Annotated in this window: 23 protein-coding genes and 1 tRNA gene; 19 read left to right on the top strand and 5 right to left on the bottom strand. The window is 54.0% G+C overall.

Annotated features, from left to right (window positions below; translation table 11 throughout):
• Positions 1–4: 4 nt before the first annotated feature.
• The 18 genes from ACILP4_RS03955 to ACILP4_RS03870 all read left to right on the top strand — a co-directional run bounded on the left by ACILP4_RS03955 (position 5) and on the right by ACILP4_RS03870 (position 18,035).
• A complete protein-coding gene (locus ACILP4_RS03955; protein WP_395619443.1) occupies positions 5–1,171 on the top strand; it encodes a 1-deoxy-D-xylulose-5-phosphate reductoisomerase in 1,167 nt (388 codons plus the stop codon).
• 22 nt (positions 1,172–1,193) lie between these two features.
• Entirely contained in the window at positions 1,194–2,282 is a 1,089-nt protein-coding gene (gene rseP, locus ACILP4_RS03950) for an RIP metalloprotease RseP (RefSeq protein WP_395619461.1), read from the top strand.
• 156 nt (positions 2,283–2,438) lie between these two features.
• Complete coding sequence (bamA, locus tag ACILP4_RS03945) at positions 2,439–5,060, top strand: outer membrane protein assembly factor BamA (RefSeq protein WP_395619460.1); 2,622 nt, start codon at positions 2,439–2,441, stop codon at positions 5,058–5,060.
• Positions 5,060–5,752, top strand: coding sequence for an OmpH family outer membrane protein (locus ACILP4_RS03940; protein WP_395619442.1), 693 nt, complete (start codon positions 5,060–5,062; stop codon positions 5,750–5,752). The genes bamA and ACILP4_RS03940 overlap by 1 nt, the downstream gene beginning before the upstream one ends.
• A 5-nt stretch (positions 5,753–5,757) precedes the next feature.
• Positions 5,758–6,219, top strand: coding sequence for a 3-hydroxyacyl-ACP dehydratase FabZ (gene fabZ / locus ACILP4_RS03935; RefSeq protein ID WP_125230383.1), 462 nt, complete (start codon positions 5,758–5,760; stop codon positions 6,217–6,219).
• Positions 6,220–6,460: 241 nt separating this feature from the next.
• Positions 6,461–6,688, top strand: coding sequence for a 50S ribosomal protein L31 (rpmE, locus tag ACILP4_RS03930; RefSeq protein WP_125230382.1), 228 nt, complete (start codon positions 6,461–6,463; stop codon positions 6,686–6,688).
• Positions 6,689–6,783: 95 nt separating this feature from the next.
• Positions 6,784–6,860 (top strand) — tRNA-His (locus ACILP4_RS03925).
• A gap of 110 nt (positions 6,861–6,970) precedes the next feature.
• Positions 6,971–8,002: a Leu/Phe/Val dehydrogenase gene (locus tag ACILP4_RS03920; RefSeq protein WP_395619441.1), complete on the top strand. Its 1,032-nt coding sequence runs from the start codon at positions 6,971–6,973 to the stop codon at positions 8,000–8,002.
• Positions 8,003–8,054: 52 nt separating this feature from the next.
• Positions 8,055–8,771: a heme ABC transporter permease CcmC gene (gene ccmC / locus ACILP4_RS03915; RefSeq protein ID WP_395619440.1), complete on the top strand. Its 717-nt coding sequence runs from the start codon at positions 8,055–8,057 to the stop codon at positions 8,769–8,771.
• Positions 8,771–8,902 carry a heme exporter protein CcmD gene (ccmD, locus tag ACILP4_RS03910; RefSeq protein WP_395619439.1) on the top strand — a complete coding sequence of 44 codons (132 nt, stop codon included), beginning with the start codon at positions 8,771–8,773 and terminating at the stop codon, positions 8,900–8,902. Before ccmC ends, ccmD begins: the two co-directional genes overlap by 1 nt.
• On the top strand, positions 8,899–9,348 hold the full coding sequence (gene ccmE, locus ACILP4_RS03905; RefSeq protein ID WP_395619438.1) for a cytochrome c maturation protein CcmE: 450 nt from the start codon (positions 8,899–8,901) through the stop codon (positions 9,346–9,348). Before ccmD ends, ccmE begins: the two co-directional genes overlap by 4 nt.
• A 10-nt stretch (positions 9,349–9,358) precedes the next feature.
• Positions 9,359–11,290: a heme lyase CcmF/NrfE family subunit gene (locus ACILP4_RS03900; protein WP_395619437.1), complete on the top strand. Its 1,932-nt coding sequence runs from the start codon at positions 9,359–9,361 to the stop codon at positions 11,288–11,290.
• A complete protein-coding gene (locus ACILP4_RS03895) occupies positions 11,287–11,817 on the top strand; it encodes a redoxin family protein (protein ID WP_395619436.1) in 531 nt (176 codons plus the stop codon). Before ACILP4_RS03900 ends, ACILP4_RS03895 begins: the two co-directional genes overlap by 4 nt.
• Positions 11,814–12,215: a cytochrome c-type biogenesis protein CcmH gene (locus ACILP4_RS03890; protein ID WP_395619435.1), complete on the top strand. Its 402-nt coding sequence runs from the start codon at positions 11,814–11,816 to the stop codon at positions 12,213–12,215. The genes ACILP4_RS03895 and ACILP4_RS03890 overlap by 4 nt, the downstream gene beginning before the upstream one ends.
• Positions 12,212–12,868 carry a tetratricopeptide repeat protein gene (locus ACILP4_RS03885; RefSeq protein WP_395619434.1) on the top strand — a complete coding sequence of 219 codons (657 nt, stop codon included), beginning with the start codon at positions 12,212–12,214 and terminating at the stop codon, positions 12,866–12,868. Before ACILP4_RS03890 ends, ACILP4_RS03885 begins: the two co-directional genes overlap by 4 nt.
• Before the next feature lie 129 nt (positions 12,869–12,997).
• On the top strand, positions 12,998–14,935 hold the full coding sequence (locus ACILP4_RS03880; protein WP_395619433.1) for a potassium transporter Kup: 1,938 nt from the start codon (positions 12,998–13,000) through the stop codon (positions 14,933–14,935).
• Positions 14,936–15,170: 235 nt separating this feature from the next.
• A complete protein-coding gene (gene leuA, locus ACILP4_RS03875) occupies positions 15,171–16,841 on the top strand; it encodes a 2-isopropylmalate synthase (protein WP_395619432.1) in 1,671 nt (556 codons plus the stop codon).
• A 222-nt stretch (positions 16,842–17,063) separates the two neighbouring features.
• Entirely contained in the window at positions 17,064–18,035 is a 972-nt protein-coding gene (locus ACILP4_RS03870; protein WP_395619431.1) for an NAD(P)H-dependent flavin oxidoreductase, read from the top strand.
• 96 nt (positions 18,036–18,131) lie between these two features.
• On the opposite strand, the gene ACILP4_RS03865 is transcribed toward ACILP4_RS03870, so the two are convergent.
• From ACILP4_RS03865 to miaA, 5 genes are all read right to left on the bottom strand, one after another.
• The gene (locus ACILP4_RS03865) at positions 18,132–18,761 is read right to left on the bottom strand and encodes a YceI family protein (RefSeq protein WP_395619430.1); all 630 of its coding nucleotides are present in this window, start codon (positions 18,759–18,761) and stop codon (positions 18,132–18,134) included.
• A gap of 78 nt (positions 18,762–18,839) precedes the next feature.
• A complete protein-coding gene (gene ilvC, locus ACILP4_RS03860) occupies positions 18,840–19,859 on the bottom strand; it encodes a ketol-acid reductoisomerase (protein WP_395619429.1) in 1,020 nt (339 codons plus the stop codon).
• Between the two features lie 114 nt (positions 19,860–19,973).
• The gene (gene ilvN, locus ACILP4_RS03855; protein WP_395619428.1) at positions 19,974–20,489 is read right to left on the bottom strand and encodes an acetolactate synthase small subunit; all 516 of its coding nucleotides are present in this window, start codon (positions 20,487–20,489) and stop codon (positions 19,974–19,976) included.
• Positions 20,489–22,231, bottom strand: a complete 1,743-nt coding sequence (locus ACILP4_RS03850) for an acetolactate synthase 3 large subunit (protein ID WP_395619427.1) — start codon at positions 22,229–22,231, stop codon at positions 20,489–20,491. The genes ilvN and ACILP4_RS03850 overlap by 1 nt, the downstream gene beginning before the upstream one ends.
• 101 nt (positions 22,232–22,332) lie before the next feature.
• Positions 22,333–23,259, bottom strand: a complete 927-nt coding sequence (gene miaA, locus ACILP4_RS03845; protein ID WP_395619426.1) for a tRNA (adenosine(37)-N6)-dimethylallyltransferase MiaA — start codon at positions 23,257–23,259, stop codon at positions 22,333–22,335.
• On the opposite strand from miaA, the gene serB reads away from it, so the two are divergent.
• Positions 23,252–24,142 carry a phosphoserine phosphatase SerB gene (gene serB, locus ACILP4_RS03840; protein ID WP_395619425.1) on the top strand — a complete coding sequence of 297 codons (891 nt, stop codon included), beginning with the start codon at positions 23,252–23,254 and terminating at the stop codon, positions 24,140–24,142. The two genes, miaA and serB, sit on opposite strands and share 8 nt — an antisense overlap.
• Positions 24,143–24,171: the final 29 nt, after the last annotated feature.

Below are 24,171 nucleotides of genomic sequence, written 5' to 3'. Positions count from 1 at the left end.
CCCCATGACCCGCAGCGTTTCCATTTTTGGCGCCACTGGTTCGGTCGGACTGTCGACACTGGATCTCATTCGCCAGCATCGTAGCCAATATCGCGTGGTCGCGCTCACGGCAAACGGCAATGCCAATGCTATTGCGCAATTGGCGCAGGAATTTGATGCTGAGCTGGCGGTTGTTGCGGATGACGCGGCCTATGCCGACCTCAAAGACGCATTGGCAGGGACGGGGATAGAAGCCGCAGCAGGCGCAGAGGCGCTTGTGGAGGCCGCCAGGCGCAATGCAGACTGGACAATGGCCTCTATCGTCGGTTGCGCTGGATTGCCCTCTACGATGGCTGCAATCGAGGCTGGAAAGACGGTCGCTTTGGCCAATAAAGAAGCATTGGTCTCCGCAGGTGCATTGATGATGGCTGCGGTGCGCCGTTCGGGCGCAGCTCTCTTGCCCGTCGACAGCGAGCATAACGCGATATTTCAGTGCTTAGCGGGCGGTAAGATTGACCAGGTCCGCAAGATAACCCTGACCGCGAGTGGCGGGCCATTTCGCTCGTTCTCGCTTGAGGAGATGCGGGGCGTAACGCCAGCACAGGCTGTGGCGCATCCCAATTGGGACATGGGCGCAAAGATCAGTATCGATTCTGCGACCATGATGAACAAGGGCCTTGAACTGATTGAGGCCTATCATTTGTTTCCTGTGGGCTTGGATAAGATCGATATCCTCGTCCATCCCCAATCGGTTATCCATTCGATGGTAGAATATGTCGATTGTTCGACTTTAGCGCAGCTTGGATCGCCAGATATGCGTATTCCCATTGCCAGTGCGCTGGCATGGCCGGAGCGCATAGAGACAACGTGCAAGCCGCTGGATTTAGCCGCCATTGGGCAGTTGACGTTTGAGAAGCCAGACATCACGCGCTTCCCGGCGCTTCGGCTTGCCCGCGCTGCGATTGCCGAGGGCGGGGCAAAGCCAGCCATTTTGAACGCCGCTAATGAAATTGCCGTTGCGGCGTTTTTGAATGGCCAGATTACGTTCTTGGATATTGCGGCCTTAGTTGAGGCGACGTTGACGGCATATGTGCCAGATGCGCCCGCAAATTTGGAAGATCTGTTCAGCGTTGATGCAGACGCGCGGCAATATGCGCGTGTCGAATTGGAGAAACTGACGAGTGGCCACTGAATCACCCCATATTCTTTTGACGATGCTTGCATTTTTGGTGCTGATCGGTTCGCTGGTCGTCGTGCACGAACTTGGTCATTATGCCATGGGCCGGTGGTTTGGCGTAAAGGCAGAGAAATTCTCCATCGGCTTTGGCCCGCAGATATGGGGCAGGGTCGATAAACGCGGCACGCTGTGGCGCATTGGCTTGCTGCCTTTGGGCGGCTTTGTCCAATTTGCAGGCGACATGAATCCTGCGAGCCAAGCTGACGAAAATTGGAAGCAATTACCGGAACATGAGCGCAACCAGACGTTCCAATCCAAAACATTGTGGCAGCGGGCTTTGATCGTTTTCGCTGGGCCTGCGGTCAATTTCATCTTGGCCATCCTCATCGCGATGGGTTTCCTGTTGGCGTTTGGTAAATCGGTGACGCCGCCGGTGGTTGATGTCGTTCAACCGAATAGCGCGGCTGCTGTTGCTGGTTTGCAAACAGGTGACCGTATCCTGACATTGAATGATCGCACAGTCGAAACCTTCGACGCTATGGCAAGCGAAGTCATTATGATTCCAGGCGAAAAAATCGTGATGGAAATCGAACGCGACGGCGCGCATATGGTGAAAGAAGCCACAGTAGCTGAGGTTATCGAAGTGGATCGTTTCGGTAATGAATACCGCATTGGTCGCCTAGGTATTGGAGCCAGTAAAATGGAAGTCCGTGAAGTCGGCCTTCTAGAAGCACCTTGGGCTGCGGTGGTGCAAACGGGCAATATATTGCGCCAACAAGTCATTGGTCTTGGTCAGATTATTTCCGGTCGCAGGCCCATTTCAGAACTCGGTGGTCCGCTGAAAATCGCGAAAGTTTCGGGCGAGGCGATGAGTCTTGGCATTTTGACATTCATTAGCCTTGCGGCTTTGATCTCAATTAACTTAGGGTTCATCAATCTCCTGCCAATCCCAATGCTCGATGGAGGGCATTTGTTGCTTTATGCCGTCGAAGCAGTGCGTCGGCGTCCAGCCACGCCAGTAGTGCAGGAGTGGGCGTTTCGTGCAGGATTTGCGATGCTGGCGGCATTTATGATCATGGTAACATTCAACGACCTAGCGTCTTTCGGTCTTTTCGGAAGCGGTTGAGGGCATTGCATACTTGATTGCGCGCGCTGCATCGGGCAGGGAACGCAAAATTATTTTAGTGGCAGTTTGCCAACGCCCTGTGGGGACCGGACATCAGATCGGATGACAATGAAAAGTAGACCTTGCGGCAAATTCAAAAGCTTTGGCATATATTTGATGGGCTCGACGGCGCTTGCCGCGACGGGATCCATGGCCCCCGCTTTTGCGCAGACTGCGCCGGCGACGCCCGCTGCGCAGCCGGAGTTAGCTGCGCCCGTTGAAACCATTCAATCTATCACTGTCGTTGGTACGCAGCGACTCGAGGGTGACACTGTGCGGTCCTACATTCGCTTGCGCACGGGGCAGGCGTGGACGCAGGTTGCGGGTGACCAGGCGTTGAAGGACCTTTATGCGACGGAATTGTTCGCGGATGTTGCTGTCCGCAATAACGCCGGCGCCGTTGTTATTGAGGTGCGCGAAAACCCCGTGGTGAATCGCATCATTCTTGAAGGCAATAAACGCATCAAGAATGATAAAATTGAACCAGAAATTAAACTTGCACCGCGCCAGATTTATTCGCGATCCAAGGTACGCGCTGATGTTGCGCGCATTGTGGAGCTGTACAAGCGCCAAGGGCGCTTTGCCGCTGTTGTAGAACCCAAGCTGGTTCAACTCGACCAGAACCGCGTGGATATTGTTTTCGAAATTACCGAAGGGCCCAAGTCCAAGGTTCAGCAGATCAACATTATCGGCAATGATAAGTTTTCCGATGGTCAGTTGCGCGGTGAGATGGTCACCAAGCAAGCGCGTTTTTACCGGTTTTTTAGCTCTGGCACCAGCTATGATCCAGACCGTTTAGCGTTCGACCAACAAAAGCTGCGTCAATTTTATCTGACACAGGGCTATGCCGATTTCCGTGTTGTTTCCGCAGTCGCCGAATTGACGCCTGATAAGCAGGACTTCATCATCACTTATGTGGTGGAAGAAGGTGACCGGTATAAATTTGGTGACGTCAAGGTTGAGAGCCAAATCCGTGATTTTGATTCAGATCGCCTGACAGCGACTTTGCGTATGAAAAAAGGCGACTGGTATGACGCCAAAATGGTCGAAGACACCGTCGAAAGCCTGTCGGAGACCGCAGGTTTGTTTGGCTATGCCTTTGCCGACGTAAACCCAGATTTCCAGCGGGACAAAGATACGCTGACCATGGGCATCACGTTTAATGTCGCCGAATCTCCGCGCGTGTTTGTGGAACGGATAAACATTAACGGCAACACGCTGACACAAGACAAGGTCGTTCGTCGCGAGTTCCGCCTGAACGAAGGCGATGCCTTTAATAGTATTCAGGTAAAGCGGACCGCCGAACGTATCAAATCTCTTGGATATTTTCAGGAAGACCTGGAAGTTGAGCAGGAACAGGGCAGTGGCCCCGACCGCATCATCCTGAGCACCAATGTCGAAGAAAAAGCGACCGGCGAATTGTCTTTATCGGCTGGATTTTCATCGATTGAAAATTTCATTTTCCAAGGTGCGATCAAGCAGCGAAATTTCCGTGGCTTGGGGCAGGAATTGCGGACGAACATTTCCTATTCATCTTATTCGAAATCAGCGGAAATTGGCTTTACCGAGCCCTATTTGTTTGATCGTTCCATAGCCATATCGGGCGACATTTTCCGTCGTGATTTAAACAGCTTCAACTTCTTCAATAACCAACGCAACACGACATATGAGCAAGCTACAACAGGTCTGCAAGTGCGCGTTGGTGTGCCTGTTAATGAATATATTTACTTTCAGGCACGTTATGGGTTGAGCCAGGATGATATTTCACTGGATGAGAACACCTTCTTCTCCGACCCCGATGGCCTAGGCCCGCTTCTACCGTCATGCGACCCAATCATTGCCGGACGTTTTCTGTGCGATGCGATCGGCAAGCGTGTCACGTCCTCCATTGGTTATACGTTGCTTTATGATGATCGCGACAACCGTATCCGCCCGACACGCGGCCAAAGCTTTGGTATAAGCCAAGACTTTGCCGGACTTGGCGGTGACGTAAAATATGTGAAAACGCGCATTAACGCCGACAAATATTGGAAGCCATTCGGTAACTTCGTTTTCGGATTGTCGTTTGAAGGTGGGTATATCCATGCGTTGGAAGACCGCGGTTTGGCCTCGCAGGGTATTGACGATGTTCGGCTGACCGACCGTTTTTATCTGGGTGAACCGCAAATGCGCGGGTTCGACATTCGCGGCATCGGTCCACGCGTGCAGCGTGTGTTCTTCGAAAGTCAGGTTGTAAACGGAGTGGCGGTGAATACACCGCTGACGGATCGCAACCAGATTCAGGACGATGCTATCGGCGGACGTTTCTATTATCTTGGCCGTGCTGAACTTCAAATTCCGCTGGGTAGCGGCGCCAGAGAGTTGGGCTTGCGTCCTTCCATGTTCGTCGATGTGGGGTCTGTGTTTGATGTGACACGACCTATTTTGCAGACGGTGCCCCAGCGTGAAGTGCTGTCGAACGGCACGCAAGGCGCGCCATTATATTATTTCGTAGATACCGCTGGTACGCTTCAAACATCAACCACAGCTACCAATGCCGATGGTTCGGCCCGGGTTGCCGCGCTGCGTTTCGAAGAACGCTTTTTCGGTGACAGTTGGAAGCCGCGTTTGTCGGTTGGCTTTGGCGTTAACTGGAACTCACCTTTTGGTCCGTTCAGGATCGATATCGCCCGCGCTCTCCTAACGCAGGAGGGTGATGACACAAAATTATTCACATTCAACGTAGGAACGCAATTCTAATGAAAATTCGTAAAAACATTATCGCCGCTGCCTTTATGTCGGCGGCTGCCATTTCGGTCCCAGCATCTGCCCAAGTATCAGGTATCGCTACCTCAGATACGGCCGTTGCCATTACCCGTTCAAAGGCCCTTGGGACTGCTTATCAGCAAATCGGAACGCTATACGCGAGCGTAGCTCAGCAATTGCAAGCCAAGCGCGTTGAGATCAACAATCTGAATGCGCAGCTGGATATCAACAAGGACAAGGAACTGACGCAGGCGGAGATTGACGTCGCGGTTAAGGCGAACAGCCCCTTGCTGAAGCAAATCGACACAAAACAGTCTGAAATTAATACACTTCAGGACCCTATCGTGCTGGCGCAGCTTTATGCCGTCGAGCAGATTGCATTGAAATATGACGCTGCACAGCAAGCAGTCATTACCGCAAAGAAAATCAATGTCATCCTTACGCCTGATTCGTTCGTGTGGGCACCAGAAGCGATTGACGTTACCCCTGCGATTACGGCTGAACTTGACAAGGCTGTCCCATCGGTGACGATAACGCCACCTGCTGGTTGGCGTCCGTCGCGCCAGATTGGCGCTTTGTATCAGCAGATTCAGCAACTGATCAACGCCGCGACCCAGCAAGCACAAGCGGCTGCGGCGGCTCAAGCCCGTACCGCCACACCCGCAGCGCAGCCAGAAAGCCGCTAGACTTTATGTCGGGGGGCGATTTCAGCAATTATGACGTGCGGCGGGTCATGGCGGTGCTTCCGCACCGCTACCCCATGCTTTTGGTCGATCGCGTAGAGGAGCTTGTCGTCGACGAGCGTATATGCGCGGTTAAGGCCGTAACCATGAATGAAGGGTTTTTTCAGGGGCATTTTCCCGGAAGGCCCATCATGCCGGGTGTTCTGATTGTTGAGGCGCTGGCCCAGGCGGCCGGCGTTTTGGCGATGGAAAGCCTCGGGTTGATCGGTTCGGGTAAGCTTGTGTATTTCATGTCAATCGACAATGCCAAGTTCCGAGCCCCGGTTGAACCGGGATGTCTGATGCATTTGCACGTGGAATTTGTGCAGAAGCGTGCCCGTGTGTGCAAATTTGCCGGACGTGCCATGGTTGGCGACCAAATCGCTGCTGAGGCCGAATTTATGGCAATGATTGCCGAACCACCTGCTTGATTTATTGGCGTCAGGACTTTGCGTCATCCTGAACTTGGGGTTAGGATTACGACCGGGGGAGCAACGCGTTTTAGTGTCAGCAGTATACGGCTTGGGCTTGAATAGCGCGACGCTATAAATCCGGCACAGCCGCGTTCTGTGATATTTCCATGTTGCTATCTTATCCGCTCACCGCTATGCGCGGCGCTTCCGAATTTAGGGTTGCCGGTCGGAAACCGGTGACTGAAGAAAGGAATTATGTATGAAAGCCGACATTCACCCCGATTATCACATGATCAAGGTGCAGATGACCGATGGCACCGTCTTCGAAACACGCTCCACTTGGGGCAAGGAAGGCGACACGCTTGCTCTGGATATCGATCCGACATCACACCCTGCATGGACCGGCGGTTCGGGCCGTATGCTTGACACTGGTGGCCGTGTGGCTCAGTTCAACAAGCGTTTTGGTGGCCTCAGCCTCAAAAAGTAAAATTTCATGTGCCGGGCTAGGGCTCGGCACATTATAAGTTTGAGGTCTAAGGATAGACCGAATAACGGGATCGCGCCTGCCTCAGTGGCGCTATGGCGACCGTAGCTCAGTTGGTTAGAGCGCTGGTTTGTGGTACCAGAGGTCGGGGGTTCAAGACCCCTCGGTCGCCCCATTTCTTCTGCTCCAAAATCTGTGTGACATTTACTTTGCGTAATATTATTACGTTTTATCGTAATATGATTCCAATTGCCTGAGGGGCATTTTCGCACAAGGAAAAATATCATGCCCGCCATTTGGGACCTACCTGATTTTGACTCGCATGAAGCGGTGCACGTCTTTGACGACCGCGCGACGGGGCTAAGGGCCGTTATCGCTGTGCATTCTACTTTTTTGGGGCCAGCAGCCGGCGGAACACGTTTTTGGCATTATGGCGATTCCCAAGCCGCGATTATCGACGCGCTGCGTCTGTCGCGCGGGATGAGCTACAAAAATGCGATGGCTGGGCTTTCGGCTGGCGGTGGCAAGGCGGTCATTCTTGCTAATCCGCAACGCATCAAAGCGCAGGCTATGCTGGATGCCTTTGCGCGAGCTGTTGATTCGCTCGGCGGGAAATATATCACGGCGCAGGATGTCGGCATGTCAGAGGCCGATATGGTTTCCTTGTCGAAGGTCACAGCGCACGTTGCCGGCTTGCCGGAGCAAGGTGGAGATCCCGGTCCCTATACCGCGCGCGGTGTATATCTAGGCGTTAAAGCGGCTGCACAGCATGCTTTTGGCACCGATAGCCTGTCGGGCGTTCACGTCGCTATTCAAGGCGTAGGCAGTGTCGGCGGCGGTCTGGCGCGTTACCTTGCAGAACAAGGCGCAAAGCTGACATTGGCCGACGTCAACGCGCAACGTGCCACCGACCTCGCCGCGGAACTTGGCGGCACCAGCGTCACTGCGGACGAAATCATGAACATCGACGCAGACATTTTTAGCCCATGTGCTTTGGGCGCTATCCTAACAGAAGCGAGCGTGCGCGCCCTAAAAGTGCGGGCCGTTGCTGGCGGCGCGAACAACCAATTGGCCACAGGGCTAGAGGGCCAGATCTTGGCGGATCGCGGTATCCTTTATGCGCCAGATTATGTCATCAACGCAGGCGGCATTATCAATGTTTTACGCCACATTGAAAATGCTGACGATGCAGAAATAAATCGCCGCATTGATGCCATTCCGGGGCGCCTGACCGCCATTTGGTCCGAAAGTGATTCAACTGGCCAGACGCCAGCCGAAGTTGCCGACAATATGGCACAAAAGCTTATTGGCAGATGATCGCAAATCCATTGGCGTAACGCTTTGGCGGTGCTAAAGGCGCTGCCTAATCATGCATCGCTTTGCCAATCCTGCCCGATTCTTGCGTATTGCAAAGCCGCTTACCCCGGCATTGTTCTGGCCGGGGCTGTTGCTGACACTCATTGCGTGCATATGGGGCTTGTTTTTTACCCCGACCGAACGGTTGATGGGCGATACCGTCAAAATTCTTTTCGTCCATGTTCCCGCCGCGTGGCTTGGTATGGGGGGATGGACCGGCATTGCGATTGCCAGCATCGTGCAATTGGTATGGCGACACCCGTTGGCGGGCGTTGCGGCGCGTGCCATTGCCGTTCCCGGTGCGACCTTCGCGGCAATCTGCCTAATTACAGGTTCCATCTGGGGAAGGCCAACATGGGGCACTTGGTGGGTCTGGGATGGACGCTTGACGTCTATGTTAGTGCTCTTTTTCCTGTATCTCGGCTATATCGCGCTTTCTAATGCTTCAAGCGAGAAAGGCGACACCAGCCGCGTTGCCGCCGTGTTTGGTATCATTGGCGCGATCAATATTCCGATCATCAACCGCTCGGTTATCTGGTGGGAAAGCCAGCATCAAAAGGCGAGCATTACCTTAAGTGGTTCAACCATCGATACGGCTTATCTGGTGCCTTTGTTTGTCGCTGTCGCGGGTTTCAGTCTGTTATTCGGGGCGCTCGTCCTGATGCGGATGCGTGCAGCACTGGCGGAAATGCGGATTGAAGCGCGGATGCGCCGGATGGCGCAAGGCTGATGCCTCACGCACCTTTCATTATCGCGTCTTTCGCGGTTACTGGGATCGGCATGCTTTGGCTTATAATTTCGAGCTATTTTTCCATGCGCCGGGCTGAGGCTTCGGCAGACGCATTGCGGGAACAGCCATGAAACCTAAACATCAACGTTTGTTATTAGCTTTGATCGCCGTGGTGGCATTGATTGGAGCGGGACTGATTGCCGCCTCCGCCTTGCGTGAGGAAGCATCCTATTTCTATACGCCCACAACATTGGTGGCCGCTAATGTCGAGCCCGGAAAGGCCATCAGGCTTGGCGGGATGGTGCAGAAGGGTTCGATTGTGCGCGCCGCTGACGGTGTTTCCATAACTTTCATCGTGCAAGACCAAGAGCGCACCCAAAAGGTTGCGTATCGCGGTATTACACCTGATTTGTTTGTGGAAGGCTCCGGCGTTGTTGCCGATGGCCGCCTTCGGCCAGACGGCGTGTTCGTTGCCGAAGGCTTACTAGCCAAGCATGACGAAAATTACGTTCCCAAAGAACTGGCCGATATCGATATGACCGCGGCAGAAAATACGAAAAACACGGTTTCTCAATGAAAGCTTTGACATGATCGCAGAGGCAGGATTGGCCGCCCTTTGGCTGGCGGCGGCTATGGCGTTGCTGCAGCTTGTCGGCGGCCTGACATTGTTGCGCGGTGGCGCAGGGCAGTTGGTGCCGCTCATTAAACCAGCGGCTTATGTGCAGGGCGGACTGTGCGCCTTCGCCTTTTTTGCGCTGATGTGGCTATTTTATGTGACCGACCTGTCAGTTCTGTTGGTTGCAAGCAATAGCCATATCGACAAGCCGATGATCTTCAAGCTTGCTGGCACTTGGGGCAATCATGAAGGCTCGATGCTGCTGTGGGTTGCGGTGCTGTCGGTATCTGGCGCGGCCATCGCGTTTTTTGAAAAACGGATTGATGCAAAGACATTATATGCGACGCTCGCGGTGCAGGGTTTTATTGCGCTCGGTTTTTTTGCATTTTTGTTATTTGCGTCGAACCCATTTGAACGGCTCGTGCCTGCGCCAATGGAGGGCGCAGGTCTTAACCCGTTACTTCAAGATGTTGGTCTCGCCTTTCATCCGCCAACGCTTTACATGGGCTATGTCGGGCTATCGATTGCATTTTCCTTTGCGGTTGGCGCCTTGCTGACAAATCAAGTGGGGCCAGCATTTGCGCGCGCTATGCGACCGTGGGTTTTAACCGCTTGGATTTTCCTTACCATCGGCATCGCCGCGGGCAGCTATTGGGCCTATTATGAACTCGGCTGGGGCGGTTGGTGGTTTTGGGATCCCGTTGAAAATGCTTCACTGATGCCATGGCTCGCCGCGACGGCTTTGCTGCATTCGGTTAGCGTTCTTGCCACCCGTAACGCGCTGCGCGCATGGACCATCATGCTTGCCTTGGTCGCTTTTGCGATGTCGATGGCAGGCACATTCCTCGTACGGTCGGGGATATTGACCAGTGTTCATGCCTTTGCTGTTGATCCGGAACGTGGCGCGTTCATTCTGGCGCTCATGCTAATTTATACCAGCATCGCTTTCGTCATTTTTGCCCTTCGTATCGGCACGGTGAAGCAAGGCGAGCCCTTCCAATTGGTTAGCCGTGAGGGCGGTATCGTCGCGAACAACATCTTCCTCAGCGTCATTTTGGCGATCGTTCTGATAGGAACGCTATACCCGTTGGCTGCAGAGGCGATGGGGGACAAGATTTCGGTTGGTCCGCCGTATTTCAACAAAGCGACCGTGCCTGTCATGCTGCTATTGATGGTCGCCTTGTTGATTGGTCCGATGTTGCGGTGGCGGCGGGACGCGTTGATGCGGATCAAATATTGGCTGATTGGCGCGGCAGCGATTTTGGTATGCGGCGGATTGGCTGCTTGGAAAGTGGCTCCCGATACGCGCTTGTTCCCGCTCCTCGGTATCGCATTGTCTTTGGCGCTTGCGGTGGCTGCGTGGCTGCCGCTGCGCGGCCGCAAATTGCTGCGGACGCCTTTACCGATTTTCGGGATGGTCATCGCGCATTTCGGAATAGCGGTCAGTGTCTTTGGCATGGCGGCGGAATCCGGCTTTTCTAAAGAAACTCTGACGGCGCTTGCGCCAGGTGAAAGCGCGGAGATAGCTGGCTGGAAGGTTAAACTTGATGACGTAAAGCCAGTTGTCGGTGACAATTGGGTTGCCGTCGAAGGAGAGATGGTCGCTAGTAAAAATGGCGGTACGTTTATGCTTCGTCCGCAGTCGCGGCAGTTTTTCAAACCCGAAATGCAGACTAGTGAGGCCGCATTGCTTACCCGCTGGAACGGCCAATTATACGCCGTAATCGCGCAACCGGATCAAGAGGGTGACGGCCGATGGCAAGTTCGTTTGTGGTGGAAGCCATATGTGACATTCATCTGGTATGGCGGGATCCTAATTGCCCTTGGCGGTACGATATCGCTGTTCGGTCGCATGTTCCGGCGCGCCAAGAAACCTGCAATCAATAAGTGGGAGCGCGCATGAACCGGCCATGGCTTTTATGGATACCGCTTGCGGTCTTAGCCTTTATTGGCGGGCTTGCAATCTACGGCCTTGCAGTGCCGAAGGATGATCAAGTCCATTCCGCAATGATTGGTAAAAAACTACCCGCATTTGCCCTGCCTGCTGCAACCGCTGGCGTTCCAGCTTTATCCAATACCGACATGGCCGATGGGAAGCCGCGTTTGCTCAATATTTTTGCAAGCTGGTGCCTGCCTTGCAAAGCGGAGGCCCCGCATCTGGAGGCATTGAAGGCCGCTGGGGTTGAGATTGATGCCATCGCCATTCGTGATAGGCCGGAAGATGTGGCTGCCTTTCTGGCCGAGTTCGGCAATCCGTTTCGGCGCATTGGTTCAGACAGCGAAATGGCGGTGCAGCTAATGCTTGGCTCATCCGGCGTTCCTGAAACCTATGTCATTGGGGGCGACGGAACGATATTGTTTCAGCATATTGGTGACATCAGGGCAGAACATGTGCCGATGTTGATTGAAAAAGTGAATGCCGCGAAATGAGAGCCTTTGCCTTCATTTTGCTTGCACTTTCCGTGCCTGTGTTTGCGCAAGGCAGTGGCCCGCCGCCGCCGCTGGCCAACCGACAACTGGCTGATCCGGCGCAGGAGGCGCAAGCCATGCGTCTGATGCATAGTTTGCGCTGCATTCAGTGTCAGGGGCAGTCTATTGCAGATAGCGATGCCGCAATGGCAGGCACGATGCGCGCCGAGGTGCGGCAACAAATCGCGGCTGGCGAGAAACCACAAGCCATTCGGAGTTGGATGATTGATCGCTACGGTGAATGGGTCAGTTTTGAGCCGGAAATGAAGGGCGTCGGACTTTTGCTCTGGGTCGCACCTTTCTTGATATTCATAGCCTCAATTTGGCTGGCCCGCGGGCTTTTTCGGAGGCGCACATGAACGGTTGGTTTGCACTCGGGCTGCTATCGGTCCTGAGCCTATCTGTGTTGGTTTTTTTCGTGCGCTCGTCAAAGGGGTTATGGCAGGTTGCTGCCGCAACCGTACTGTTGGGTATGGCCGGATACGCGTTGCAAGGACGTCCCTCATTACCTCCAGCACCCGCAAAGCCGTTAGAAGCCAGTGCTGTTGGTGCGACACAGTTGGTCGAAATCCGTGCGGATATGGATCAGAGCTTTGGCAGTGCTCAGCGTTGGCTCGTGACGGCCGATTCCTTTGCCAAGCAAGGCGATTATCCTTTGTCGGCCTCTTATATTCAATCAGGCTTACGTACTGACCCGCAGAATGCCGATTTATGGTCCGCACTTGGGCTGCAATTGATGCTGGCAAGTGAGGGACAAATGTCCCCAGCTGCGAAATTGGCATTCGATAAAGCGCGGACGATCCGCCCTAAATATCCTGCGCCTTATTATTTTGACGGGCTAGCGCGCTTGTTTGCTGGTGACCTTGATGGTGCTATCTTGCTCTGGGAAAAAACCGTTTCACTGGCGACACCCAATGCCAAATGGAAAACTCGGATTGAGTCGCAACTGCTGGCGGCGAAAGCCTTGCGAGCGCAAGCTACACAAACAGAATCAATTGCACCAATTAAATAGCTGTAATTATTGTATTTTTATAACAATTAGTCTTTGTATTGCTGTGTTGTGAACCGCAGTGCACCATGCTATTGCCCGCGCCCCAGCCACGGGTAACATGGCATTTGGGACGAAAGCCGGGGAAGCATTATGGTTGGACCGCAAGCAGACGATTTTGGTCACAGTGATCAGGATCATCATCACAGCCACGCCCCAAAAGGCTCGCTGCTGGCTTTATGCCTTGGCACCGTTGGCGTTGTCTTCGGCGACATTGGCACCAGTCCGATTTACGCGTTCCGTGAAACCTTTGCCGGGCATCACCCAATAACCCCTGACCCGATGCACATCAAAGGCGTATTGAGCCTTGTTTTCTGGTCGATGATGATTGTGGTGACGTTCAAATATGTCTTCACCATCATGAAAGCCGACAACAAGGGCGAGGGCGGAAGCCTTGCCCTTTTGGCGCTCATCAACCGGCAGACGGCTGGCGCGAAATGGACTGCGCCTTTTGTCATGCTCGGGGTGTTTGCAACCGCCCTGTTCTACGGCGATTCCATGATTACGCCAGCCATGTCGATCTTGTCAGCGGCAGAAGGTTTGAAATATGTGAATGAGGGCTTTAGCGCCTGGATATTGCCGATATCTGTTGTGATTATTGGCGCGTTGTTTGCGTTCCAATCACGCGGCACGGCGAAGGTGGGTGCTTGGTTCGGGCCAATCATGCTGGTGTATTTTGCGACACTGGCGGGCTTGGGTCTGATGCATCTGACCAAGATGCCGTTGATCATCCTCGACGTTTTGAACCCGATGAATGCGTTCTATTTCTTCTATATTGACGGTTTTCGGGCCTTTGTGGCTATGGGTACCGTTGTTCTGGCCGTGACAGGTGCGGAGGCTCTTTACGCCGACATGGGGCATTTCGGACGGCGGCCCATTAAATTTAGCTGGCTGTTCTTCGTACTGCCCGCGCTGATGCTCAATTATATGGGGCAGGGGGCAATGATTTTGTCCATGACGCCAGCTGAGGCCCAGATTGCCATTCGCGACCCATTCTTCCTGATGGTCCCCGAACTGATCAGCACGCCAGTCATTTTCCTCACGATTATGGCGGCAATTATTGCCAGCCAAGCGGTTATTTCTGGCGCGTTCTCATTGACGCAGCAAGCCATTCAGTTGGGCTTCATGCCACGGCTGAGCATTTTGCACACCAGCGAGAAAGCAGCCGGACAGATTTACATTCCGGCGATTAACTGGGGCCTTGCGGTAATGGTATTGCTGCTTGTTTTATTCTTCCAATCATCGTCCAACCTTGCCGCCGCTTATGGTATAGCGGTGACCGGCGCGATGTTCATCGACACCTGTTTGATTGCGGTTGTCCTGCTGTCGCTATGGAAATGGCCAAAGTGGAAAGCACTGCCAATCCTCGCTTTATTCTTCATCGTCGACTTTGCCTATTTGGGTGCCAATTTGTTGAAGGTGCCATCGGGCGGATGGGTGCCTTTAGTCATTGGTTTGGTGATCTTCACATTATTGACGACTTGGTCGCGTGGCCGCGCTTTGATGCGTGAGCGCATGGCAGAAAGCACCATGCCCATGGAGATTTTCATAAAGTCTGCCGCCCATAGCGCGACACGCGTGCCAGGCACGGCAATATTTATGGCATCGGCTGCAAGTGGTGTGCCTTCGGCTTTGCTGCATAATATTAAACACAACCGCATTCTGCACGAGCGCGTCATCATCTTGACGGTGCAGATTGAGGATGTGCCCTATGTCGTCAGCACGGACCGTATTATCTCTAAGGATTTGGGTGAAGGTTTTTATCGTGTCAAAATGCGCTTTGGCTTTCTAGAAGAAACCAATGTGCCAGCAACCCTCGACTTGGTTGATTTATGCGGTCCTAAATTTGACATGATGCACACCAGCTTCTTCCTGTCGCGTCAGACATTGATCGCCTCCAAAATGCCCGGAATGGCGATCTGGCGGGAAAAGATTTTCTCCTGGATGCTGCGTAATGCCGCCAATGCGATGGAGTTTTTCAAATTGCCAAGCAATCGCGTAGTAGAGCTGGGCAGTCAGGTCGAAATTTAATGCGCAATGGTAACAATATAACCGTAACGCATTTTAAGACTGGACGAATGTTGCACGAATTGGCTATCGCAAAGTTGTAATGAAATCGCGCAACGCCCTTTCGCTTCTCCTACTACGACTTACACGCCCTTAGGCGTGCCTGTTTTGTCGATCCTATTCGGCAACCCGCCTAAGGGCCACATCCCCGCCAAATTTAGCCCCTAAGCTGGGCGTTTCAGCGAAGTTGCCAATTATCATGATGCTTTCCGACCCATCGCGTAAATACCGACCTTTCCCCCAAGTGGATCTGCCCGACCGTATATGGCCGACGCGGACCATAGACCGCGCACCGCGCTGGCTTTCCACCGATCTGCGCGATGGAAATCAAGCGCTTATTGACCCGATGGGGGCAGAGAAGAAAAAGCGCTTTTTTGATCTGCTATTGAAGGTCGGCGTGAAAGAGATCGAGGTTGGCTTTCCAAGTTCGGGCGCCACCGACTTTGATTTTATTCGCGGATTAGTCGACAGCGGATGCATTCCGGATGACGTGACAATCCAAAGCCTGACGCAGTCCCGGCGTGACCTGATTGAAAAAACATTCGAGAGCATGGCCGGCGCGCCGCGCGCAATTGTGCATGTCTACAATGCGGTCAGCCCAGCATGGCGCGACATCGTCTTCAACCTTGACAAGGCAGGCGTGAAGGCGATTGCTATTGAAGGCGCGAATATCCTGAAAGAACAGGCGGCCAAATATCCGCAAACCGATTGGCATTTTGAATATAGCCCCGAAACTTTCTCGACGGCTGAGCTCGAATTCAGCCTTGAGGTGTGCGAAGCGGTGATGGACGTGCTGCAGCCATCGGCAGCAAAGCCATTGATCCTCAATTTGCCCGCAACGATTGAGGCCGCAATGCCCAACGTCTATGCCGACCAAATCGAATGGATGTGCCGCCACATTAGCGCGCGCGACCATGTGGTCATCAGCCTGCATCCGCACAATGATCGGGGCAGTGGTATCGCCGCCGCCGAGCTGGGCTTGCTGGCAGGCGGCGACCGTATTGAGGGATGCCTCTTTGGCAATGGCGAGCGCACTGGCAATGTCGATTTGGTAACGCTGGCGTTGAACATGTACACCCAAGGCTTGCACCCCGGCCTTGATTTCAGCGACATTGACGAAGTCATTCAGACCGTCGAATACTGCAACCAATTGCCCGTACACCCGCGGCATCCCTACGCTGGCGAATTGGTATTCACCGCCTTTTCAGGATCGCATCAGGACGCAATCAAAAAAGGGTTCGCGGCGCACGAACGACAGAATGACGAAATTTGGCGCGTGCCTTATCTACCGATTGATCCCGCCGATTTGGGCCGAAATTATGAAGCCGTCATCCGTGTGAATTCGCAAAGCGGTAAGGGCGGTGTGGCTTGGGTGATTGAGCAGGACCAAGGCTTAAAACTCCCTAAACGGATGCAAGCGAATTTTTCGACCACCGTGCAGGAATTGTCCGACACGACCGGGCGCGAACTGACGAGTGCGGACATTTGGGAGGCGTTTGAAAATCGTTACCATCTCAAGGGTGATGGCCGGTTCCGGTTAATCGATTTCCACGAAACGCAAAGTCAGCGGCAAAAGGAAGAACGCATCTTTGCGGGAAATATCCGCATTGATGGCGTCGAACAGAGCGTCAGCGGACGCGGCAACGGCCTGATTTCCAGCCTTGCTAACGCATTACAAGACGCGCTGGGCGGTCCGCTGGACATCATCGACTATAGCGAGCACGCTATTGGCCATGGCACCGATGCACGCGCCGCTGCTTATGTCGAATGCCGCGTTGGCAACGGCCCTATATTATTCGGCGTTGGTATCAGTCCGGATGTGGCCACGGCGTCCGTCAGAGCCATTCTAAGCGCTGCTAACGGGGTTTAGGGTGCCAGAGGTTGCCAAATTCCAATTACGCGCCCTGATGGCGTTCTAGGGGCGTTTAATATGGACAACGCTTTATACTGTTGAGCAGTGACTGAAGGGGGCAAGGCGGTCGTTGCAGAAGCTTACCCTACGGAACGGCCCCTTCAAAAAGGCGCATTTGACAGCTGCGATAGGCTGTGGCTAACCCGCATTTAACTGATGAATTAACAAGGGATTCGACATATGGCACTTCCAGCAATTTTCGATAATCTTCGGCTTCCAGTGATCGGCTCACCGCTGTTCATCGTATCCGGGCCAGAACTGGTCATCGCGCAGTGTAAGGCAGGTGTGGTTGGGTCGTTTCCGGCGCTGAATGCCCGCCCTGCAAGCCAGCTGGACGAATGGCTGCATCAGATTACCGAAGAACTGGCCGCGCATAACCGGGATAATCCTGACCGTCCTGCCGCGCCTTATGCGGTGAACCAGATTGTCCATAAGTCAAATAACCGGCTGCAGGAGGATCTCGCTGTCTGCGCCAAATGGCAGGTGCCGATTACTATTACCTCGCTTGGCGCGCAGGAAGAACTCAACCAAGCCGTTCATAGCTGGGGGGGCATTGCGTTCCATGACGTCATCAACGACAGGTTCGCGCACAAGGCGATTGAAAAGGGCGCGGACGGCCTCATCCCTGTTGCTGCAGGTGCTGGCGGCCATGCGGGCGTGACGTCGCCTTTCGCATTGATGCGCGAAATCCGTGAATGGTTTGACGGCCCTGTCGCTCTGTCCGGCTCTATCGCGCATGGTGCCTCGGTTCTTGCGGCGCAGGCCATGGGCGCCGACTTCGGCTATATCGGTAGCGCGTTCATCGCGACCAAGGAAGCGAACGCAGTTGACGGTTACAAAGACAATATCGTCGAGGCGAAGGCTGCCGACATTGTATATTCCGACCTCTTCACGGGCGTCAGCGGGAACTATCTGCGCCAGTCCATTGAGCGGGCAGGGATGGACCCGAACAACCTGCCCAAGGGCGATATTTCGACGATGAACTTTGGCTCTGGCGGAAACAGTGAAGCCAAGGCCTGGAAAGATATTTGGGGTTCAGGCCAAGGTATTGGCGCGATCAAGGAAGTGCAAACCGTCGCGCAATTTGTTGACCAGCTTGAAGCCGAGTATCGCGCGGCGAAAGCCAGCCTTGATGCGCGCTATTTGGGGTAAGTATCCCGGCTCGTCTTCTTCAAATAAAGCCGCAAAGAAGAGAAATTTTCCTTAACTTCTAATCTTTACGGCTTTGCATGATGATGTTTTTGATCCTTAGCTTGCCTTTTCGAACGCGACGCTGATGTCCAACGTCACGTCATCCGAAATCATCGGAACGGCATAGCTTATGCCAAATTCGCTGCGTTTGATGACCGAGGTGGCGTGAAAGCCGACGGTGGCTTTCTTGTTAAACGGATTATTGCCCGCGCCAGAAAATTTTGCGTCCAGAACGACTGGCTTGGTCACACCATTTAGCGTTAGATTGCCCGTGATTTTGGCGGTGGTGCCAGATGTCACGACACGGGTTGAAACGAATTTGGCATCGGCTGGGGCAGGTCCAAAAAAGTCAGCCTTGCCGCCGTCCTTGCCAGCGCGCAGCAGATGCCCCGTTAGGCCTGCACTTGCCGTTGTAACCTTGCTAATCGGAATAGTGATGTCGACTTTGGCGGCATTCGGATTGGCTGGATCAAGCGTCAGCGTTCCAGTCGCATCGCCAAAAATGCCGAAATAATCGTTGAAGCCAAAATGGCTCACGCGCCAGCCGATCAGTGTATGGCCGGGGTCGGTGTTGTAGGTTCCAGCGGTGACGCGGGCAACGTCCATCGTTCCGGGCATTTGCGGCGCGCTCTGCGCGATCAAAGGTACAGCAAATAAGAGAGGAAGGGCACATAAAAGCTTACGCATAACTTGGCTCCAGACAGCAAAAAGGGGAAGCATCAGTGTCGATGCCTCCCCCAAATGAGTCAAGCTAGGAAAAAGCGATTAATTCTTCGCCTGATCCACCAGCTTATTCTTTGCAATCCAAGGCATCATCGCGCGCAGCTTTGCGCCCGTTGCCTCAATGGGGTGCGCCGCAGCGGCCTTGCGTGCGGCCTTCAATTCAGGCTGACCAGCGCGGTTATCGAGCACGAAATTCTTGACGAAACGACCCGATTGGATGTCCGCGAGAACGCGCTTCATTTCGGCCTTGGTTTCGTCAGTAATGATACGTGGCCCTGTGGTGATGTCGCCATATTCTGCGGTATTCGAGATCGAATAACGCATGTTGGCAATGCCACCTTCATACAAGAGGTCCACAATCAGCTTGGTTTCATGCAGACACTCGAAATAGGCCATTTCCGGCGCATAGCCAGCTTCGGTCAATGTCTCAAAGCCGGCCTGAATGAGGTGCGTGATGCCGCCGCACAAGACGGCCTGTTCGCCGAATAAATCGGTTTCGCATTCCTCGCGGAAGTTGGTTTCGATGATGCCGCTGCGTCCGCCGCCAACGCCGCTGGCATAAGCAAGCGCGATGTCATGGGCATTACCGCTGGAATCCTGTGCAACAGCAATCAAGCAAGGTACGCCGCCACCCTTTTGATATTCGCTGCGCACTGTGTGGCCGGGGCCCTTTGGCGCGATCATGATGACATCAATGTCGGCACGCGGCTCAATCAAGCCGAAATGGATGTTGAGACCATGGGCAAAGGCGAGCGCCGCACCTGGTTTCATGTTTGCGTGCAGATCGTCGGCGTAAATTGCAGCCTGATGCTCATCGGGTGCCAATACCATGAGGATATCGGCCCAAGCGGCCGCGTCTGCATTAGCCAAAACCTTAAAACCAGCAGCTTCCGCCTTTTTCGCGGTTGCCGACCCGGCGCGAAGGGCAATAGCGACATCCGCAACGCCGCTGTCGCGCAGATTTTGCGCATGAGCATGGCCCTGGCTACCATAGCCTACAATCGCGACCTTCTTGTCTTTGATAAGGCCCAAGTCGCAATCTGCGTCATAATATACTTTCATTCTTCCGTCCTTCTTCGTTGCCGTCACCCTGAACGTGTTTCAGGGCCTTACTTTCAACGGCGCAATAATAACAGTGACCTTTGGTCAAATGCATATAGGGTAGTGATATAGAGGTTAACTCGCGTCTGCTCCGCGCATTAGCCCGACAATGCCCGTGCGGCCAACTTCGACCAGCCCAACTTCGCGCATCAAACTTACAAATGTGTCTATCTTTTCAGGGCCGCCAGTGATTTCAAAAATGAAACTGTTGACGGTCGCATCAATCACGCGTGCGCGATAAATGTCGGCAAGACGCATGGCCTCCACGCGTTGGTCACCGGTGCCGTGGACTTTGACCAAAGCCAATTCCCGCTCTACATGTGGCCCAGCTTCGGTGAGATCCGTGACCTTATGCACCGGGATCAGTCGCTCGCATTGCGCGATGATCTGGTCAATAACCGGCGGCGGGCCTTTAGTGACGATCGTTATCCGGCTTGTGGTGTGGTCTTCGCTGATATCGGCCACGGTAAGGCTGTCGATGTTATAGCCGCGCGACGTAAACATGCCCGCAATCCGCGCCAAGGTGCCCGCTTCATTATCAACAGTGAGCGTCAGTACGTGCCGTTCGGTAAGTTCCTGCTTAATATGCATTATACGAGCGCCTTTGCTTCGTCATCCATGGTGCCCGATACTTGGTCTGCATTTAGGATCATGTCCGTATGGGCTGCGCCAGATGGTATCATCGGGAAACAGTTCGACGTTTTGTGTACACGGCAATCGAACATAACAGGCCCGTCATGCGCCAGCATTTCGGCGATAGCATCATCCAACTTCGCCGGATCATCGCAACGAATGCCTTTCCAGCCATAAGCTTCGGCCAGCGCGACGAAATCAGGCAGGCTGTCCGAATAGCTTTCGGAATAGCGGCTTTCATAGGTCAGCTCTTGCCATTGGCGTACCATGCCCATCCATTCATTGTTGAGGATGAAGACCTTCACCGGCAGGCGATATTGCGTGGCTGTTGCCATTTCTTGGATGTTCATCTGGATAGATGCCTCACCCGCAATGTCGATAACCAACGCGTCCGGATGCCCCATTTGGGCGCCGATTGCGGCAGGCAGGCCATAGCCCATGGTGCCAAGGCCGCCGCTGGTTAGCCATTTGTTCGGCGCATCAAAATGAAAATGCTGCGCGGCCCACATTTGATGCTGGCCAACTTCGGTCGTGATAATCGGGGCCTTGTCCTTGGTTGCCTCAAACAGGCGTTCAATCGCATATTGCGGCATGATTTCCTGCGTGCTGCCGGGGTAGCTCAGGCAATCCACGGCGCGCCATCCGGCGATGCGGGACCACCATTCGGTCAACGGCTGTTTTTTGTATTTCCGGCCTTTCCAGACATCAATCATCTGACGCATGGCCATGCCGACGTCCGCGACGATAGGTAGATCGACACGGACGGTTTTGTTCATCGAACTGCGGTCAATATCGACATGGATTTTAACGCTCTTGGGCGAAAAAGCGTCCAAGCGGCCTGTTACGCGGTCGTCAAAGCGCGCGCCGAGGCACACCATGACATCGCATTGGTTCATGGCCATATTGGCCTCATATGTGCCGTGCATGCCCAACATGCCCAACCACGACTCGCCGGAGGCCGGATATGCACCAAGGCCCATTAGGGTAGATGTCACAGGCGCTCCGGTCAGCTCGGCCAATTCACGCAATGCTTCGCTGGCGGCAGGGCCCGAATTGATGATCCCGCCGCCCGTGTACAATATCGGTGCTTTGGCATTGGCAATCAATTCGACCGCGCGATTGATTTCGGCATAGTCAGCTTCGCCCGCATAAGTGAAGCGCGATCGGGTAGGGCGCTTCACATCGGTTGAAGCCGTTGCGACCTGCACATTTTTGGGAATGTCGATGACGACCGGGCCGGGACGTCCTTTGGTGGCGATGGCAAAAGCCTCCCGCACGATTGTTGCAAGTTCGGCAGGATCCTTCACCAAATAATTATGCTTTGAACAATGGCGTGTGATACCAACAGTATCGGCCTCTTGAAAGGCATCGGAGCCGATCAAATTGGTCGCAACCTGACCCGTCAGAACGATCAGCGGGATGGAATCCATAAAGGCATCTGCAATGCCGGTTACAGCATTGGTGGCGCCGGGGCCGGATGTAACAAGCACAACGCCGGGTTTACCCGTTGCGCGGGCATAACCTTCCGCAGAATGGGCAGCGCCCCCCTCATGCCGGACAAGGACATGTTTAATTTTCTTTTGCTGAAATAAAGCATCGTAAATAGGCAGAACAGCGCCACCGGGGTAACCAAATACGGTGTCCACGCCCTGTTCAACCAGGGTATCGATCAAAATTTCTGCGCCGGATTTTTCGGGCACTAGACAGTCCTTAATTGTTAAGCGGCTTCCTTATGTTGCACTGCAATAGGGAAACCAAGAGCGGGCTAGCTAGTGATTAGAAAATGACTTGTCAAATACATTCATTGAAATATTATTTCAATATCATCAATATTTGAATCATTTACAATTGCATTTTCACGTGGCCATTCCGTTGGAGCCTGATTGCGAAACCAGGTAAACTGCCGCTTTGCATATTGACGGGTGGCGATTTTACCGAGCGTGATCGCTTCAGCCCGCGACATAGTGCCTTTGAGATAGGCTGAAATCTCGGGCACACCTATGGCGCGCATAACAGGAGCATCTTGCGGCAGATTGCGGGCAAGCAACGCCTCCACTTCATCAATGGCGCCGCGCTCCATCATCAGTTCAAATCTTTTGTCGCAGCGGTCGTATAGCCAATCACGTGGGGGCAAGAGCAGCAAAGGCCGCAAACGGATGTCAGCAGATATCCCGCCCGTTTTGGTTGCGCGCCACGTTGCGATGCTGTTTCCGGTGCTTTTTACGACCTCAAGCGCGCGGGTGATCCGGCTTACGTCAGTGGGGGCCAAGCTTGCGGCAACTTGCGCATCATATGCTTGAAGCGCGGCGTAGGCTTGATCCACTGGCATCGCGCGTATCTCGGCACGCAATAAAGGATCAACCTCCGGAATGGGCGCAATGCCGTCTAGCAAAGTACGGATGTAGAGACCGCTACCACCAACCAATATCGGCGTAACGCCGGCCTCATGGGCCCGCGCAATGGCGACCTTCGCATCACTTGCCCAGCGCGCGGCGGAGCAGGGTGTTAAGCCGTCAATATAGCCAAAAAGGTGATGCGGAGCGCTGCATTGCTCATCGGGCGTGGGCTGGGCGCTCAATATGGGTAGGTCGGAATATACTTGCGCGCTGTCGGCGTTGATAATGACAAAATTGCCGGATTTGGCGAGATGCAGCGCTAATGCCGTCTTGCCGCTTGCCGTTGGACCCGCGATAAGCGCGACCATATTTTGAGGATTCGATATGCCCATTTGCACTCTGATAGCAGCAGATAATCTGGAAAGCGGCAACTTTTCAGAGGCCGAGGATCGATTGGCCGAAGCTGGCTGTATCCCAACGGCTTTTGATTGGCTCGCAGAAGGCAAAGCCGCCGACATATCGTTTGAAGGCGCGGTATCTGATGCACGTGCTGCCTTGGCAGCGCTTGAGGACCGTTTCGATATAATAGTGCAGGAAGACGGTAGCCGCCGCAAAATGCTTTTGGTGTCCGATATGGACAGCACAATGATTACGGTCGAATGTATTGACGAGCTAGCCGATTATGCCGGCATTAAGCCGGAGATTGCAGCGATCACCGAGCGTGCAATGGCAGGCGAGCTCGATTTTGCCGAGGCGTTAAAGGCGCGGGTAGCCCTTCTCGCGGGGCTGGACGAGAATGTCATTGCGCAGTGCCTAGGCGAACGCGTGCAGCCAATGCCGGGGGCCGAAATCCTCGTGCGCACCATGACCGGATGGGGCGCGCATGCGGTGCTTGTATCGGGCGGGTTTACGAGCTTTACTGGGCCTGTGGCAAAGATGCTCGGCTTTCATGAAGTGCATGCCAACCTTCTGGAGATTAAGAACGGGCGACTGACCGGCGCATTGGCGGACGATATAGTGGATGCGTCAGCAAAGCGTGCGGTCTTGCATGCCGCAGCCCAAGCACGCGGCCTATCCCTCGGATCGGCGCTCGCGGTTGGTGATGGTGCGAATGACTTGCCGATGATTGCTGCCGCAGTGTCCGGCGGGGGTCTTGGTGTTGGCTATCATCCGCGCCCGCAATTGGCGCAAGCAGCTAACTTTTCCGTGCGGCACAATGATCTGACGGCGTTGCTATTTGCGCAAGGCGTGAAGCCACAAGAGTGGGCACATTGATTGCATGAAACAAATTGAGTGCGGCTCGG

It is taken from the genome of Sphingorhabdus sp. (assembly GCF_044239045.1).
GTDB lineage: Bacteria > Pseudomonadota > Alphaproteobacteria > Sphingomonadales > Sphingomonadaceae > Sphingorhabdus_B.
This window is presented reverse-complemented; position numbering and strand designations above follow the sequence as displayed.